The 15,240-nt window shown below is 35.7% G+C and carries 16 protein-coding genes; 6 read left to right on the top strand and 10 right to left on the bottom strand.

Annotation, left to right across the window (positions count from 1 at the left end):
- Nucleotides 1-5: 5 nt before the first annotated feature.
- Nucleotides 6-2,663, bottom strand: a complete 2,658-nt coding sequence (locus B8780_RS03260) for a YncE family protein (RefSeq protein ID WP_084272628.1) — start codon at nucleotides 2,661-2,663, stop codon at nucleotides 6-8.
- 312 nt (nucleotides 2,664-2,975) lie between these two features.
- Here B8780_RS03260 and B8780_RS03255 point away from each other — a divergent pair, with 312 nt between their 5' ends.
- On the top strand, nucleotides 2,976-3,611 hold the full coding sequence (locus tag B8780_RS03255) for a GNAT family N-acetyltransferase (RefSeq protein WP_084272627.1): 636 nt from the start codon (nucleotides 2,976-2,978) through the stop codon (nucleotides 3,609-3,611).
- 90 nt (nucleotides 3,612-3,701) lie between these two features.
- Nucleotides 3,702-4,016 (top strand): NYN domain-containing protein, encoded by a 315-nt coding sequence (locus tag B8780_RS03250; RefSeq protein ID WP_330831685.1) that lies wholly within the window; start codon nucleotides 3,702-3,704, stop codon nucleotides 4,014-4,016.
- Nucleotide 4,017: 1 nt separating this feature from the next.
- Here the strand turns inward: B8780_RS03250 and pyk are convergent, their stop codons facing one another.
- Nucleotides 4,018-5,685, bottom strand: a complete 1,668-nt coding sequence (pyk, locus tag B8780_RS03245) for a pyruvate kinase (protein WP_084272625.1) — start codon at nucleotides 5,683-5,685, stop codon at nucleotides 4,018-4,020.
- Nucleotides 5,686-5,788: 103 nt separating this feature from the next.
- On the opposite strand from pyk, the gene B8780_RS03240 reads away from it, so the two are divergent.
- Both B8780_RS03240 and B8780_RS03235 read left to right on the top strand, forming a co-directional pair.
- Entirely contained in the window at nucleotides 5,789-5,998 is a 210-nt protein-coding gene (locus B8780_RS03240) for a hypothetical protein (protein ID WP_011177138.1), read from the top strand.
- Between the two features lie 56 nt (nucleotides 5,999-6,054).
- A complete protein-coding gene (locus B8780_RS03235; RefSeq protein WP_084272624.1) occupies nucleotides 6,055-7,404 on the top strand; it encodes an APC family permease in 1,350 nt (449 codons plus the stop codon).
- Here the strand turns inward: B8780_RS03235 and aroF are convergent.
- Genes aroF through B8780_RS03195 form a run of 8 tightly spaced genes read right to left on the bottom strand, consistent with a single transcriptional unit; the run spans nucleotide 7,397 to nucleotide 14,065 of the window.
- Nucleotides 7,397-8,167, bottom strand: a complete 771-nt coding sequence (gene aroF, locus B8780_RS03230) for a 3-deoxy-7-phosphoheptulonate synthase (RefSeq protein WP_084272623.1) — start codon at nucleotides 8,165-8,167, stop codon at nucleotides 7,397-7,399. The two genes, B8780_RS03235 and aroF, sit on opposite strands and share 8 nt — an antisense overlap.
- Nucleotides 8,145-8,897, bottom strand: a complete 753-nt coding sequence (gene trpC, locus B8780_RS03225) for an indole-3-glycerol phosphate synthase TrpC (RefSeq protein WP_084272622.1) — start codon at nucleotides 8,895-8,897, stop codon at nucleotides 8,145-8,147. The genes aroF and trpC overlap by 23 nt, the downstream gene beginning before the upstream one ends.
- Nucleotides 8,898-8,899: 2 nt before the next feature.
- Nucleotides 8,900-9,454, bottom strand: a complete 555-nt coding sequence (locus B8780_RS03220; RefSeq protein ID WP_084272621.1) for an aminodeoxychorismate/anthranilate synthase component II — start codon at nucleotides 9,452-9,454, stop codon at nucleotides 8,900-8,902.
- The gene (locus B8780_RS03215) at nucleotides 9,429-10,565 is read right to left on the bottom strand and encodes an anthranilate synthase component I (RefSeq protein ID WP_084272620.1); all 1,137 of its coding nucleotides are present in this window, start codon (nucleotides 10,563-10,565) and stop codon (nucleotides 9,429-9,431) included. The genes B8780_RS03220 and B8780_RS03215 overlap by 26 nt, the downstream gene beginning before the upstream one ends.
- Nucleotides 10,562-11,116 carry a phosphoribosylanthranilate isomerase gene (locus B8780_RS03210; RefSeq protein WP_084272619.1) on the bottom strand — a complete coding sequence of 185 codons (555 nt, stop codon included), beginning with the start codon at nucleotides 11,114-11,116 and terminating at the stop codon, nucleotides 10,562-10,564. Before B8780_RS03210 ends, B8780_RS03215 begins: the two co-directional genes overlap by 4 nt.
- Nucleotides 11,106-12,080: an anthranilate phosphoribosyltransferase gene (gene trpD / locus B8780_RS03205; RefSeq protein ID WP_084272618.1), complete on the bottom strand. Its 975-nt coding sequence runs from the start codon at nucleotides 12,078-12,080 to the stop codon at nucleotides 11,106-11,108. Before trpD ends, B8780_RS03210 begins: the two co-directional genes overlap by 11 nt.
- Nucleotides 12,067-12,804 carry a tryptophan synthase subunit alpha gene (locus B8780_RS03200; RefSeq protein WP_084272617.1) on the bottom strand — a complete coding sequence of 246 codons (738 nt, stop codon included), beginning with the start codon at nucleotides 12,802-12,804 and terminating at the stop codon, nucleotides 12,067-12,069. Before B8780_RS03200 ends, trpD begins: the two co-directional genes overlap by 14 nt.
- A gap of 1 nt (nucleotide 12,805) precedes the next feature.
- On the bottom strand, nucleotides 12,806-14,065 hold the full coding sequence (locus B8780_RS03195) for a TrpB-like pyridoxal phosphate-dependent enzyme (RefSeq protein ID WP_084272616.1): 1,260 nt from the start codon (nucleotides 14,063-14,065) through the stop codon (nucleotides 12,806-12,808).
- Between the two features lie 116 nt (nucleotides 14,066-14,181).
- On the opposite strand from B8780_RS03195, the gene B8780_RS03190 reads away from it, so the two are divergent.
- Together B8780_RS03190 and B8780_RS03185 are read left to right on the top strand one after the other, a co-directional pair.
- On the top strand, nucleotides 14,182-14,538 hold the full coding sequence (locus tag B8780_RS03190) for a YbjQ family protein (protein WP_011177148.1): 357 nt from the start codon (nucleotides 14,182-14,184) through the stop codon (nucleotides 14,536-14,538).
- A 38-nt stretch (nucleotides 14,539-14,576) separates the two neighbouring features.
- Nucleotides 14,577-15,236: a triose-phosphate isomerase gene (locus tag B8780_RS03185; RefSeq protein WP_084272615.1), complete on the top strand. Its 660-nt coding sequence runs from the start codon at nucleotides 14,577-14,579 to the stop codon at nucleotides 15,234-15,236.
- Nucleotides 15,237-15,240 lie beyond the last annotated feature (4 nt).

Here is a 15,240-nt window from a genome sequence, read left to right as displayed (position 1 = left end):
TAAATTTATTTCCGTTTTATTAAAACACTTATGGCAATTAATGATAATGCAATTATTGTTAATATAAATAAGTAAATTCCAGGATAATTTTGTTCATTGTTATCATTGATAATTTCGTTTCCTGAATGCCCTGATTTTAAGCCTGCCGGGAATCCTATATTAATATATACATTGTTTCCATTTATTGTGAAATTACCGGAAATGCTGTGGTTATCATAATATGCACTGTAATTGTAATTTCCGTATGGCAGGCATGCCATAATGTTACTTTTATTTGATGAGTAGTTCCTTCCGTTTATATTTACATGCCATGTCCCGGATGCGCCGGTTTCATTGAATAAAACCATGTAGTTTATCTCCTGAAAATGTATGTAAATGTTTGAATTGCCATTAACTGTTATCTCACCGTACTGGTTTGCCGCGATATATCTTGCATAATCCGGTGTGTATACAGCATAATTATAAACATTTCCTGAGGATACTTCCATTGATATAAAGTTCGATGAAGTACTGTATTTAATTCCATTAATCGTTATCGACCATGGAATTCCATATGGCAGTCCCCGTTCATAGACGTTTACATGTGCAATGCCTATATTATCAATGAAGTTTACAGAGTTTGATAGGTAATCAGTAACAAACATATCATGATTGCCAGGGTCACATGAAATACCAAGCGGGTAAGAGCCAATATTCAATGATCCAACAGTTTCATTGTTTTTTATCACTGATATATTATCTGATCCGGTGTTTGCCACGTAGATTGAATTATCGCCTGAATTGTATAATATTCCATTTGGCGAGGTCCCAACCTTAATACTATTTATGGTCTTATTATTTGATATTAAATATACCATACCGTTTGATTCACTGGCAAGGTATATATAACCATTTGCATAGACAACATGGTTTATAAGACCGCCATCATTAAAGCATGATACATTGTCGCTTGCATTTATAACATAAAGATGCGGACAGTATGATGCTGCGTATATTAGATTATTGACAGGATCGTATGCCATGCTGCATATATCATAAACATCACCATGGCATGAAACAGAATAGCTTGAATTTATAACATAAAAATCGTAGTAATCGGTTCCAACGTAGACATCATGGTTTGCCGGATCGTATAATAATGATTTTGCATGATATATACTTATGTTTTTAATAACAGTATTTGATGAACCGCTTATAATTGAGATGTAATCTGAGCATTCATTGGCAACATATATATTATTATTTGATGGATCGTATATTATATCCTCCGGTGTCTCCCCAACGTTTATTGTTTTTATAATATGGCCGGTTCCGGCATTTAAAACAGAAACAGTGTTAAGTATTGAGTTTGTTACATAAAGGTATCCGTTTAATACATCATACGCAGAGTCAAATGTTCCAAGGGACAGGTTCACAGATCCTGTAATATTGTTATTTGATCCTATAAATGATACATTGCCGGAACATGAATTTGGAACATAGATTTCATTTGTAAAATTATTATATGACATGAATTCAGGATCCCTTCCTGTGCTGATTGTTTTTATTATATTATACGAATTATTTATTGCATAGACCTGATCATAGTATGAATCTGCATATACCTCATTATTATATGAATTGTAAACGATGCTGTTTAAATCTTCCAAATCTTTTATGCAGTAAACAACACTGCTGCTGTTAAGCACCGCCATTTTACTATCATCGTATCCTGACATGTAAATATAATGATTTTCATGGTTATATATCATTGAATATGGATTGAATGAATAATCGTAGATATCAGTTTCTATGTATGAAACACTATTATTGTTTGATGTGTTCAGGGTTTCAACGTAGTATTCCCTGCAGTTTAAAATATACATATATTTATTGTATGGATTATATATCATGTATATCGGTGATGAATAATACATATTTATTTCATTTTTTAAAGATGTGCCGTTTATTATATAGATATAATTAGAATCATAGGCAGCCGCATAAACCTCGTGATTGTACTGATCGTATGCCATGGCATCGGGATATCCGGATATATTTACACTGGATATAACGTTATTATTTTCGGTATTTATAACAGATACATTTCCTGAATTATAATTAGCGACGTATAAATAATTATTGTACGGATCAAATACGGCAGAGTAGGGATTCTTTCCAACGTTTATTATCGCTGTGAGCCTGTTTGTTGATCCATTTATAACCGAGACCGTATTTGAATAATATCCAAGAACATAGACGTTGCCGTTATTTGAATTATAGGTTATTGCAGAGGTATCATTGCTGCCCGTATTTATTGTTGTCAAAATATGCCCTGTGGCATTTAGAACTGTTATATTATAGCAGTAAATGTAATGACCGTAATTATAATATATATCCTCGTATGGATATGATGATACATAGGTATCATGATTTACAGGATTATACATTGTTATGTATGGCTCCCGCACCGGTGCCATAACATTATAATTTCCTGGAAGAACGCTATTATTTAAAAGATCGGTTGTTGAGGCAATGTTACCATAATTGCTGTTTGTTGCATATTGATTAATATGATTAATGCTTACAGGCACTGCCCCGGGAGAGCTTAGGCTGAAACCGGAGAACAGAAAAAGTCCACCTATAAGTATAATCACTATCTTATAAAATGTTTTTAATAGCATTTAATTTGGATTGTGACATAATATATAATATTTTGGTAATATAAAAAAATAATAAAATAAAATTTTTTATTTATAGTTTTTATTAATAAAATTATATTTTTATTAGGAAAAAACTAAAAAATATTTTTATTTAATGCAAATATTTTTATTGTAATGTAACTATTATTAAATTTAATGACGTATTATGTATGAATAATATTATTAAATATATAAATAAAATTGATTTAGAAATATTTATTTAATAAAATTAAAAATTTTATGTATTTCATGGATAATAAAAAGTTTAAAAATAAAAATTGTTTATAGCCCTTTATGATAAGAACCGCGGGGATTGAGGACTGGCCATACATAAGTTATATATCATCGGTTGCGGGGTACGATGATTACATAAATAAGGCTGGCATTGATTATTTAAATACTGGAACGGTTCTTGTTTATTATGACGATAAGATAAAGGGCTTCATGAAAATCGAGGAGATGCCGGATAATACAATATGGCTCAGCGGCATACGCGTTGATCCCGACCACAGAAACCTTGGAATAGCATCATTGCTTATAGATTACGCAAGGAAATACAATAAAAAGATGAGGTTAATAGTCAAGGACGATAATTATAAATCACTTAACATGGTTAAAAAGAACAAATTTAAAGAGGTTAAACGTTTTCTCTTTGTAAATGGAATTCTAGATGTATCAGGAGATGAATATTTTATTGATGATGATACATTTTTAAATTACAACTGGAAGTTTGTTTTCTCCGGGGATTTAAAATACAGGGAGAAATACATAAAATATGGAGATTCAAGGATATTTAAGCATGAGAACGCATACCAGATCCTCGAATTAAATGATGATATTGATTTTATCGATGGCGGTTACACTGCCATGGATGATAACATTCATAATAATATTAAAATAGATTCAAGATTCATTTTGTTCGAAGGTTAAATATCTTTAAAATTAATCAGCATCAATGGATTATATAATAGATGGAAGCAACGTTGCCTTTGGCTCCGGAAGACCGCTCGCAGAAAATATATCCAACATGATAAGATATTTAAAAAACATGGTATAGAAAATATAATAGTCATATGCGACGCAAGCCTTAGATACAAGATAATTGATAAGGACCACTTTGAAAACCTTGTGAATTTAAATATAATAAAAATTGCGCCTGCTGATACAAGCGCAGACGAATTCATCATAGAGTATGCAAAAAAGAACGATGCAATGATAATAACAAACGACAGGTTCAATGATTACAGGGACGACCCATGGGTTAGAGAGAACATAGATAAACATCTGGTTCCGTTCATGTTCATAGGCAGGGATATTTTTATAAAGAAAAAATGATTTATGCTGTTATTATTCCTGTATCACCATCTATGTTTAGAAATGTTTTCTCATTTAATTCAACGTCGAATTCAGTGTTGTACAATAAAAGTATCTTATTTTCATAGAAGAGGTTTTTTATTGTATCGCTTACATTGCCTTTTATTATAACGCATTTGTATTTTTTGTAATCAAAGTTTTTTATATATTTATCAAGTATTATTATATCCCCAGAGCCATCGGGCTCATAGTAACCTGAGAAGCTGTTACCAACAGGATATCCACGGCCTATGAATTTTCCCATGGTTACAAGCCTTATCTCGTTTGTGCCGCCGAAGACAAAGTATGGAGAGCCTGAAACAACAAGCACCTTTTTGCCCGGTCTTATCTTATTGCTCCTGTTTATATCAACGAGTATATCGTATATTTCCTTTGACTTCATTGATTCATCGATTTTTACAGGAACAACGCTTTTTAAAAGGTTTAATGACCTTGCAAGGAAATCGCTTGAAACAACGGAGTATATCATCTTCCCTGGCCTCATTGATGATACCAGCCTTGCTGTGAATCCAGACCTTGTGAATGCAACAATAGAATCAACGTTTGTGTAGTCAGATATCATCTTTAATCCCTTGGATATGGCAAATGCCACCTTGTCAAAGGCAAAGCTTTCAGGTTCCTTGTATTTTATCTCCATGGAATCGACATAGTCTGATATGCTGCTTAAATAGCCTATGGCCTCGACAGGATACCTTCCTATGGCGGTTTCCTCGGATAGCATCAATGCGTCCGTTCCGTCAATTATTGCATTTGTTATATCAGAGACCTCGGCCCTTGTTGGTGAATCGTTGTTAACCATGGATTCAAGCATCTGCGTTGCAACTATTGTCGGTGTTGCATACTTTCTTGATTCATCTATAATTTTCTTCTGTGCTATTGTAACCTCCTTCAACGGCATCTCAACGCCAAGATCGCCCCGGGCAACCATTATAAAATCAGAGGCCCTTGCTATCTCATCGATGTTATCATAGCCACTCTTTGTCTCTATCTTTGATATTAACTGTGCATCGCAGTTCCTTTCAAAGAGATAATCCTGGAGCTCGTTTATATTCTCCCTTGATTGAACAAATGATAATGCATAGAAGTTTACATTGTTTTTTATGCCCTCCTCTATGAACATCCTGTCGCGGTCCGTCAGGCTTCCGAGCCTTAACAACTTCCCTGGAACATTGACCCTTGAGTTGTCCCTTAAAGAGCCTGAATCAAGGGATGTAACGTTTATTATATCACCGTTTACAGAATCAACGGAAAATCTTAACTTTCCATCGCTCATTGCTATTAATGTTTTATCGTCTATGAAATCCGATATATTATAATTTATTAATATGTCAGGGTTGTCATTTTTATTGTATGATATTTTATACTTTTTATTATAATCTATTTTAAATGAGCCGTCCTTAAATTTTCCAGTTCTTAACTCTGGCCCCTTTAAATCCACCATTAATCCTATGTATGTGCCCTCTGATTTATTAACATCATCAACCATTTTTGCTACTTTTGTTATGTATCCATTTTCAATATGTGCTGTATTTATCCTTATGCATGAAAGCCCAAGATTTGCCATTTTTTTTATAATTTCCATTGATTCACTTGCAGGGCCTATTGTTGCTATTAACTTTGTCCTTGACATGTTTAGGTAAATTTCTTTGAATTAATTATTTTTTTTATCAAGATAAATTATATTATAAAAATATCTTACAAAAAAATAAGAACATGGTATAAATTATTAATGCATGGAGAGACCGGTGAAATTCATAATAGCAAATATTACAATAGGCGTTATAACAGTTATATACGTTGTTTATGTCATATCAATAATAAAAAGATATGAATTGAATCCGGTACCTTACAATATTATAGCGGGCATCCTGGGCTTCTCATTCGCATTGACCATGGCATTATGGGTAATCACAATGAGGTCTCCTAATAATAGTCATAAATAATAATCATCAGGTACTGTTTTTGATCATTATTATATATAATATGGTAATTAACCATCATGCTTAAAAGCAATTCAATAGGCCTCTCTGGATTGATCTTCCAGGGCATGGGGCAGCTCTCGCCACTGTTTACTTTCGATGGAATAATCAGCGTTGCTGCATTTGCACTTGGTGCAAGCCCGCTTGCCTTTATAATCGGCATGATAGCATCGTTATTGACCGGAAACACATTATACCAGTTCTCAAAGAGAACGGCAAGTGCACGCGGCTACTATGGCTATGCAATGTACGGCGGAAGGCCATTATCATTCTATGTTGCATTTCTTTATATAATATATCAGATGGCAAACATGCTCTTTGTAATATCATTTCTTATAATGATATTCTCACCGGCATTATCATACCTAACAGGAATTAATGTTCCTGGTTACTATGGTTTATTAACAATTATTATAATAATACCTGCATTTTACGCCGTTTATAGTGGTATAAGGGCATCGTTCAAAACGCAGCTTATTATAAACTTGATTGAGATAGCATTTATAATAATCGTATCATTTTCGGTAATATTAACGTCAAAGGACAATTCATACATTGTTTTCACACCGGTTTCAGGCTATAAGAACCTCTTCCTTGGATTTATAACAGGAAGCTTCCTTGCATACACAGGCTATGGCTCCATAGTTTCACTTGGCGAGGAGGCAAGGGAGCCAAGGAAGAACATAGGCCTTGCCGTAATGTTAATGATATTAATCATAGGATTAATAGATGTTTTAATATCATATTCACTTGTAATAGGCTTTGGAATAGGTAAGATGTATGATTTTTCAAACACAATAATACCTGCATTTATTGTAATAAGAAACCATCTTGGCATCTATGCATCTGTGCTCTTCTTTGCCCTGAACTTTGTTATTATATACACGCTTTTTAATACAGTATTAACATCATTAACAAGGAACATCTATGCAATGGCCAGGGATAATATAATAAATAAAATGTTCTTAAAGTTAAATAAGAACGGGACTCCTGTGAATGCCCTTTATTTATCAATTTTAATATTCGCTGTTTCTTTAATAATATCATTGATGGTATTTTATAAATATTACGGCTACAACGGCTTTCTTGATGCATTTATATTCTTTGCAACGCTTAGCACCATGGCAACATTAATAATACATATAATTGTAAACACAAGCCTTTCAGTGAATAAAAGGTCATTTGTTTACGATGTTCTTATGCCTGGAATCTCAAGCATAATAATACTAATTGCAATGTACTATGCATTAATAGACGCGGCGTTTCCATTTAATTATTCAATAATTGCAATAGTTTTATACTCATTAATGGTAATGATCCTTTATCCGTTTAAAATGCACAAACATAATTTAAATTACAGTATTAAATAACATTTTTATTCATTACCCTTGAGATCTCCTTTATCTTTGAGTAGAGCCTTGAGAACTGATCCAGATTTAATTGCTGGGCTGCATCACTGAGCGCCCTTGATGGATCTGGATGTACCTCGACTATGATTCCATCGGCACCTGCTGCTATTCCGGCAAGCGCCAGCGGTTCAACGTACCTTGAATTCCCGGCCGGATGGCTTGGATCTATAATAACAGGGTAATTTACTTTTTCATGAAGAACGGGCACAGCGGAAACATCAAGCGTGAACCTTGTTGAGTTTTCAAAGGTTCTTATGCCACGCTCAACCAGCATTATATTATTGTTCCCGGACATTGATATGTACCTTGATGATCCTATTAACTCGTCAATTGTATTTCCAAAGCCACGTTTTAACAGCACTGGCTTCATTGTTTTGCCAGCTGCCTTTAACAATGGAAAGTTCTGTGAGTTCCTTGAGCCTATCTGTATTATATCAGCGTATTTTTCCACGAGCCTTAACGATTCAAGGTCCATGGCCTCGGTTACTATGGACATACCCGTTTCCTCCCTGGCCATTGCAAGTATCTTTAAGCCATCCTCCCCAAGACCCTGGAACGATTCCGGGTAGGTCCTTGGCTTGAACGCACCGCCCCTTAAAACATTAACACCGAGCCTCTTCAGGGCGCGTGCCGTCTCAAGAACCTGGCTCTCGCTCTCAACAGAGCACGGGCCTGCCATGACTATTAGTGATTCCTTTAAATTAAGAATATCCGAAACCATCATATTTTATCATCCCTGCGGATTTTAATACACTATCATTTGACAATATTGATGAGCCTATCAGCATGGCATTGTACCTCGGCATCTTTAATATATTTTCAGATGTGATCCCGCTTTCAAGAACTGATAAAAGGCCTGTTGATCTTATTAAATCGTGTGCATCAAAGGATTCATCCTCTATTTTCAGTGTTTTAAGGTTTCTCCTGTTGTACCCTATTATTACGTTTTCATCGGTTGTTATCCTTTCAAAGGCCTTTAAATCGTGGAATTCTATCAATGCCTCCATGCCAAGACTTTTTATTTTCCTGTTCAACATTTCTATTTTATCCCTTTCCAGGAAGTCCGCTATTAACAATATTACATCGCCGCCTATCATGTATGACGATTCTATCATTTCATCATTTGATACGAAGTCCTTTATTAGTATTGGAATATTGTATCTTTGCACCGAGACCACATCCATTTGATTTCCATTAAAGTATCTTTCCTCTGTTAATATGCTCATCCCTGCTATGCTATTGTGTATCACGTCATAGTATTTAAAAATATCAGTATTTTCATTATTAACAAAGCCGGATGGTGACCTTCTCTTAAATTCTGCTATTATGCCTATTTTTTTATTTGAATTAAAATTCATTATTGATGATCTCATGCTTAAAATGCCCCTTGAGCGCATGTTCCTTTTTATCAGGATTTTTTTATCGTTGTTTTTGTAAATATCATCAACAATCATTTTTATGCCTCCATAAAATTTTTTAATATCTTTATGCCATAGGATGAGAAATAGCTCTCCGGATGGAACTGAACACCGAAGATGGACATATCATTATTATGAAAGCCCATGATCTCTCCGGTGCTGTTTGAAATGGCATCGACTATTATATTTTTTGGTTTATTAACAACAATTGAATGGTACCTTATAACGCTGAAATTCTCAGGTATATTTTTGTATAAAATTGAATCATAATGTTTTATCTCATCGATCTCACCGTGCATGATCCTCTTTGATATGCCAAGACCAGAGCCAAGGTAGTATGCAAGGAACTGGTGCCCAAAGCATATGCCAAGGTATTTCTTTTCAGGATGCCTTTCAATAAAGTATAATAGATTGCCTGTATCACCGGGATTCTCCGGGCTTCCAGGCCCTGGCGATATTATAATCTTATCGTAATCATCATTTTTTATATCATCGTTTTTAAAAACGTCTGCCTTATAGCCAAGCATCGAGATGTACTGGTATATATTATATGTAAATGAATCATAATTATCTATTATCAACACTTTCCTCATAGTAATCACCCATGACGGTCATGGCCTTTGAAAACATCTCATTTACCTCATCTTCTGGTATTGAATCCTTGACTATACCTGCACCCGCCCTTGCTGTTACCACGTTATCATGTGAGAATATTGTTCTTATAACAAGCGCCATGTCCGTATAATCCTTTGATATTATTCCAATGGCACCGGCATACTCTTTTCTAATATTATCCTCGTATTTATTTATCAGCTCCATGGCACGTTTTTTTGGGGCTCCTGAAACTGTACCGGCCGGAAAAACTGATGCGAATATATCCCTTAATGATGCGTTCGTTTTGCCCGTGACGCTGCTTACCATGTGCTGCACTGTTAAAAATTTCTCTATTTTCATTGAGTAATCAACGTTTACGGTACCAGGTTCGCAGATCCTTCCAAGGTCGTTTCTTGCAAGATCCAAAAGCATCCTGTGCTCAAGTTTTTCCTTCTCATTGTTTAACAGTTCATTCTCAAGGATCTTATCATCATATTCATCTGAGCCGCGCCTTCTCGTGCCTGCAATTGGCCTAACATTTATTATATTATTATTTATCGTAAAAACGTTCTCCGGTGAGCTGCCTATAATTCTTGTATCCCCAAATTTATAATAATAAACATAAAGCGATGAATCATTATTTATAAATGACGATAATAACCTCTTAAAATCTATATTTTTAAGATAGAATTCCCTTGATATAACAACCTGAAGCAGCTCACCTGCCCTTATTCTTTCTATTAATTCTTTTATCTTCAATGATATTGATATATCATTATAATTTGATTTTAATGAAACAGTTTTAAACGATTTTCTCTCTATATTAGATTTATATGATCTTTCAGGTATCATATAATAAAAGTATGGATACTTCTCCTTTTCATATATATTATTAAAATAGTTTGCAAGCGAGTAAGTCGCGCATGCAGGTATGAATTCATTTTTATTAATAAGATCGTAGACCTCGCTCTCAAGGAATCCTTCAGAGTCCTTGTAAAGAGTGTTGTAATCATCTGATACAAAGAGACGTTCCTGTCCAGTGTTTCCATTGAATTTGCAGAAGTATGCAAAGTTTTTATCCTCAAATTTTTCTATATTATTATATATCATTTTAACGCCTCGAAGAACATTTTTAACCTTTCCGGGGACTTCTTTCCTGTATATAATTCAAGCCCGCTGCTTGCATCTATCAGTTCAGGATTAAATGATGATGCAATGGAAACGTTCTCAGGAGAGATCTTGCCGGCAATGCCAATTTTTTTGTAATTTAACAGTTCAGGCAGCCTTTTTATTATACCGGATCTGTCCTCAAACAATATGAAATCCGAGCCTGCATTAATATACTCATGGTATTTTTTATCGTATTGCTCACTGTTCATATCTATTACAGATATAACGGATGCACCCGTTGATTTAACGTCAAGGATCTCCTTATAGCCATGCGGGAAGTGAAGCTGCACGAAATCATCCTCTATTGATTCCGGCATCGATGTGTAAACACCAACGACGTTTAAATTATAAGATTTCATTTCGTCTATTAATTCCCTTGTGCCGTGCCTCTTAACGTTATTATCAAGGATAACACCAAGCAAGTCCGCACCAAGTTTATGTGCAAGAAGTGCATCCTCAATGTTTGTTATGCCGCATATCTTAATCTTCATTTGATATCCTCCTTAACCTTTCATATGCGGTGCCGGACTCGATGTCATTGATGCATAGATCATATGCACTGGTTATATCCCTTGAGATTCCATTTAAAACAAGGGCCGGTGCAGCGTTAAGTGCTATGAAGCTCGCGGCGTCCTTATTTTTGTTTTTAAAGGCGTCAATAATGATGTTAAAGCTTTTTACAGGGTCCTTTTCAATAATGTTTGATTCATTTATTCTCTTGCCTGTGATGCTCAAGGGATCAAGGTCGAATTTTCTTATGGCATTATTAACATAATATACATGCGATTCTGCCTCCGGTGATATCTCATCCATTGTCGATGAGACTATAAATGCCCTTTTGTTCTGCTTCAGCATAACCGATGCATAGGTCTCCGCGGTCTCATCATCGTATGCACCAATAACAAGATTCTCAGGATTCAATGGATTTGTCAACGGTCCAAGAATATTAAAAACGGTCTTTATGCCGAGCTTCTTCCTTACATTTGAGAATTTTGCAAATGTTTTATTGTATACTGGCGCCAATATATAAACATAGTTCTTTTCATTTAAATTCTTTATTATATCATACTCAGTCATCTCAAATTTATAGCCAATGAACTTCATAAAATCTGCACTGCCATGGGATCCTGTTATGCCAAAGTTGCCATGCTTTGCTATTTTTATTCTCAATGATAATAATATCGATGCGGCCGTGCTAACATTTATGGTGTTTTTGTGATCCCCGCCGGTGCCCACTATATCTGTTAATTTATCGATATTAATTGATATTGATGATAGCTTCCTGAGTGCCCTGGAGAATCCTGAGAGCTCGTCCGGTGTTATGCCCTTAACATAAAGTGCTGTGAGAAATGCTGCCTTTACAGTATCGGGAGCATCTATTATATTTGTCATGCATAACTCTGCCTCGGATTCACTCATGTTCCTGTTTTCATATATAAAATCAAGATTCAACATCGAGAGCACCCCTTATCCTTTTTAAATAATCAAGAAAACCATTCAGGTCATTGCCGTCAAGCATGTTTACAAGATATGAACCTATGGCAACGCCCGAGGCACCGCGTCTTATTAAACCTGAAACGTCCTCAATGGTCTTTATGCCGAAGCCAAAGTTGATTTCCCTGGATTTAACAAGTGAAAATATCCTGTTGCATGTATAATCAAGATCATAAGGTATGTCTATGCCTGTTGATGGCTGCAGGCCATAGTATATCCATGAGTATGTTTTTTCTGATACCTTTTTTATTACATTATCAGGAGTTGAGGGCGTGAAGAACGGTATGTATTCAAAATGCATCTCATTTAATTTGTTTATAACATCAAAGGCCTTATCATAGTAATCTATTAACAAATCAGGTATTATTGATCCTGAAAAGCCCAGGTTTGATAGAACGGCAGCGAACCTTTCTATATCCTTTATGTCTGAATAGTATGAAAGCGAGTACATCTTTATATTATGATCATTAAAGTAGTTGAATATATCAATGTAAAATGATTCGTCATAGTTATCATTGCCTATTCTATGGGTTTTTCTTATTGTCGGGCCATCATACCTTGGGTCATTTGATGGAAATCCGAATTCAATGTAATTTATCATATTAATGGGCATTGCCATTAAAAACCTTTTCAGGGTTTCATTGTCCGGATAGCCAAGTGTAAAATATGGTATTAAATTTCTCATATCAATCACTGAATATTGATAGATCAAGCAGTCCATGGCCGCTAACGTTTATAAGCAGTGTTTTTTTCTCATCCTTATGCTCCCTTGCGTACTTTATTGCGGTTGCAACTGCATGACCTGATTCAGGTGCTATTATAAATCCCTGGGTGTTTGCAAAGGTTTTTATAGCATTTTTTACCTGTTCCTCTGTAACCTCATCGCTTTTTATCCTTCCATGGTTTATAAGCAATGACAGGGATGGTGCCGCGCCATGGTATCTTAAACCACCGGCATAGATCTTTGGGGGCACAAAATCTGCACCCAAACTGTACATTCTAACAGCAGGAAGCACACCTGCAGTATCCATTAGATCATACTTGTACTCACCCTGTGAGAACTTTGGCACCTCCTGTGCGGTTGTTGCGTATATCTCTATATCATCATTTATTGGAATAAACGGAAATGCAAAGCCGCCAAAGTTGCTGCCGCCGCCAACGCATCCAAACAGGACATCAGGAAACTCGCCTAGAAGCTCCATCTGCTTTATCGATTCCTGGCCTATGACGCTCTGGTGCGTTAATGCTGCGTTCATAACGCTTGCAACCATGTACCTGTAATTATGATCCAGTGCGTACTCGACAGCCTCGCTTATGCCTATTCCAAGCGTTCCTGGGTGGTCCGGGTTCTCGCTTAATATCTTTCTGCCAAATTCCGTTAAATTTGACGGGCTTGGCACAACGCTGCTATTATAAAGAGACATTACAACCTTTCTCAATGGCTTCTGCTCATAGCTTACCCTGACCATGAATATCTGTGATTTTAAATTGTAAAGTGATGCTGCAAGGGCAGTGGCAGATCCCCACTGGCCGGCACCGGTTTCTGTTGTCACACCGTTTGCATTCTCATTCATTGCATAGTATGCCTGTGCTATCGCGGTGTTTATTTTATGCGAACCTGTTGCTGTTGCACCCTCAAATTTAAAAAAGATCTTGCCGCCGTAATCAAGGTATTTCTCAAGATTTTTTGCCCTTATTAATGGCGTTGGCCTTCCTATCTGAATATATTTATCAATGATCTCATCCGGTATCTTTTCATACCTTTTAAATGTAAATTCCTGCTTTAAAACCTCCTTTGGGAGTATCTTATTTAAAAGGTTTATTGAAGAAAAATCGCTCTTTGTATCCCTTGGAGGTGGCAACGGCTCCGGAAGATCCGGTGTAACATTATACCAGTTCTCGGGTATTATATCGCTGCTTAACAGTGATTTAAATTCCTCTGACATGATATTGTAATTTAAACATAATATATAAGCATTATTGATTATAATAAATGTTTAATTATTAATATATCATATTATAAATGTCAAAATATTAATATATATATTAAACATCAATCACCATGGATGACGTTATTGTCGTTACATCAGATTATGTACCCGGACACAGAATTGTAAAGATACTTGGCGTTACCTGGGGGCTCACAGTAAGGAGCAGGGGCCTTGGAGGAAACCTTGTTGCAGGACTGAGAACAATAGCCGGTGGTGAGATAAAGGAATACGTAACATTATTAAATGATGCCAGGGAAACAGCGCTTCAAAGGCTTATTTCATCTGCAAAGGCCATGGGTGCCACCGCAGTTATAAACATGAGATTTGATACATCAGATATGGCCCAGGCCATGACCGAGATCGTTGCCTATGGAACAGCTGTTGTTACAGAGCCTGTTGAAAACTCACAGAATGTAACGCTAAGTTGAAATCAATAAATAAATAAATTATAAATTTATTATAAATTATGAAGCCATTGATTTTTATAAATTTTAAGCACTATGAAAATGCAACGGGCAGGAACGCCGAGCTTCTTTTAAATGAATTTAGAAAGATAAAGGATCAAAAAAACATATATTATTGCCTTGGTCCTGGAGATCTAAGGCTGTCCCTTGAGTTCCCTGATCTAAATATATATTCACAGCACGTTGATTACAATGGCTATGGCCCTTATACAGGATCAATATCAATGAACTTTCTAAAGAGCATAAATGTAAACGGATCGCTTTTAAACCATTCCGAGAAGAGGCTTGAGATAGATGACATAAGGAAAACGATAGAATACTCAAAAAGCCATGATTTCAAGCTTGTTGTCTGTGCCGAGAACATTGATGAGATAAAAAGCATATCAAAATTAAGGCCAGATTACATAGCCTATGAGCCAAGGGAGCTTATAGGCGGTGATATCTCGGTATCAAATGCAAAACCTGATATTATAAGATCTGCATCAGTGATCTGCTCCGGGAATGATGTGAAGCTGCTGGTTGGTGCCGGCATAAAAACGGAGAATGACATAAAGGCATCGATAAACCTTGGTGCCTCCGGTGTTTTAATAGCCTCTGGTGTCATAAAGGACCCGAAACCAATAAATAAGTTAATTTCATTAACTGGTAACATAACAGGGTAATGAG

The organism is Picrophilus oshimae DSM 9789 (assembly GCF_900176435.1).
Lineage (GTDB): Archaea > Thermoplasmatota > Thermoplasmata > Thermoplasmatales > Thermoplasmataceae > Picrophilus > Picrophilus oshimae.
This window is presented reverse-complemented; position numbering and strand designations above follow the sequence as displayed.

Coding starts and splice junctions, on each gene's coding strand:
- B8780_RS03255 (WP_084272627.1), top strand. CDS start 2,976: ATGATAAGAACCGCGGGGATTGAGGACTGGCCATACATAAGTTATATA.
- B8780_RS03185 (WP_084272615.1), top strand. CDS start 14,577: ATGAAGCCATTGATTTTTATAAATTTTAAGCACTATGAAAATGCAACG.
- B8780_RS03240 (WP_011177138.1), top strand. CDS start 5,789: ATGGAGAGACCGGTGAAATTCATAATAGCAAATATTACAATAGGCGTT.
- B8780_RS03220 (WP_084272621.1), bottom strand. CDS start 9,454: ATGAGGAAAGTGTTGATAATAGATAATTATGATTCATTTACATATAAT.
- B8780_RS03190 (WP_011177148.1), top strand. CDS start 14,182: ATGGATGACGTTATTGTCGTTACATCAGATTATGTACCCGGACACAGA.
- B8780_RS03260 (WP_084272628.1), bottom strand. CDS start 2,663: ATGCTATTAAAAACATTTTATAAGATAGTGATTATACTTATAGGTGGA.
- aroF (WP_084272623.1), bottom strand. CDS start 8,167: ATGATGGTTTCGGATATTCTTAATTTAAAGGAATCACTAATAGTCATG.
- trpC (WP_084272622.1), bottom strand. CDS start 8,897: ATGATTGTTGATGATATTTACAAAAACAACGATAAAAAAATCCTGATA.
- B8780_RS03200 (WP_084272617.1), bottom strand. CDS start 12,804: ATGAGAAATTTAATACCATATTTTACACTTGGCTATCCGGACAATGAA.
- pyk (WP_084272625.1), bottom strand. CDS start 5,685: ATGTCAAGGACAAAGTTAATAGCAACAATAGGCCCTGCAAGTGAATCA.
- B8780_RS03210 (WP_084272619.1), bottom strand. CDS start 11,116: ATGAAGATTAAGATATGCGGCATAACAAACATTGAGGATGCACTTCTT.
- B8780_RS03215 (WP_084272620.1), bottom strand. CDS start 10,565: ATGATATATAATAATATAGAAAAATTTGAGGATAAAAACTTTGCATAC.
- trpD (WP_084272618.1), bottom strand. CDS start 12,080: ATGTTGAATCTTGATTTTATATATGAAAACAGGAACATGAGTGAATCC.
- B8780_RS03235 (WP_084272624.1), top strand. CDS start 6,055: ATGCTTAAAAGCAATTCAATAGGCCTCTCTGGATTGATCTTCCAGGGC.
- B8780_RS03195 (WP_084272616.1), bottom strand. CDS start 14,065: ATGTCAGAGGAATTTAAATCACTGTTAAGCAGCGATATAATACCCGAG.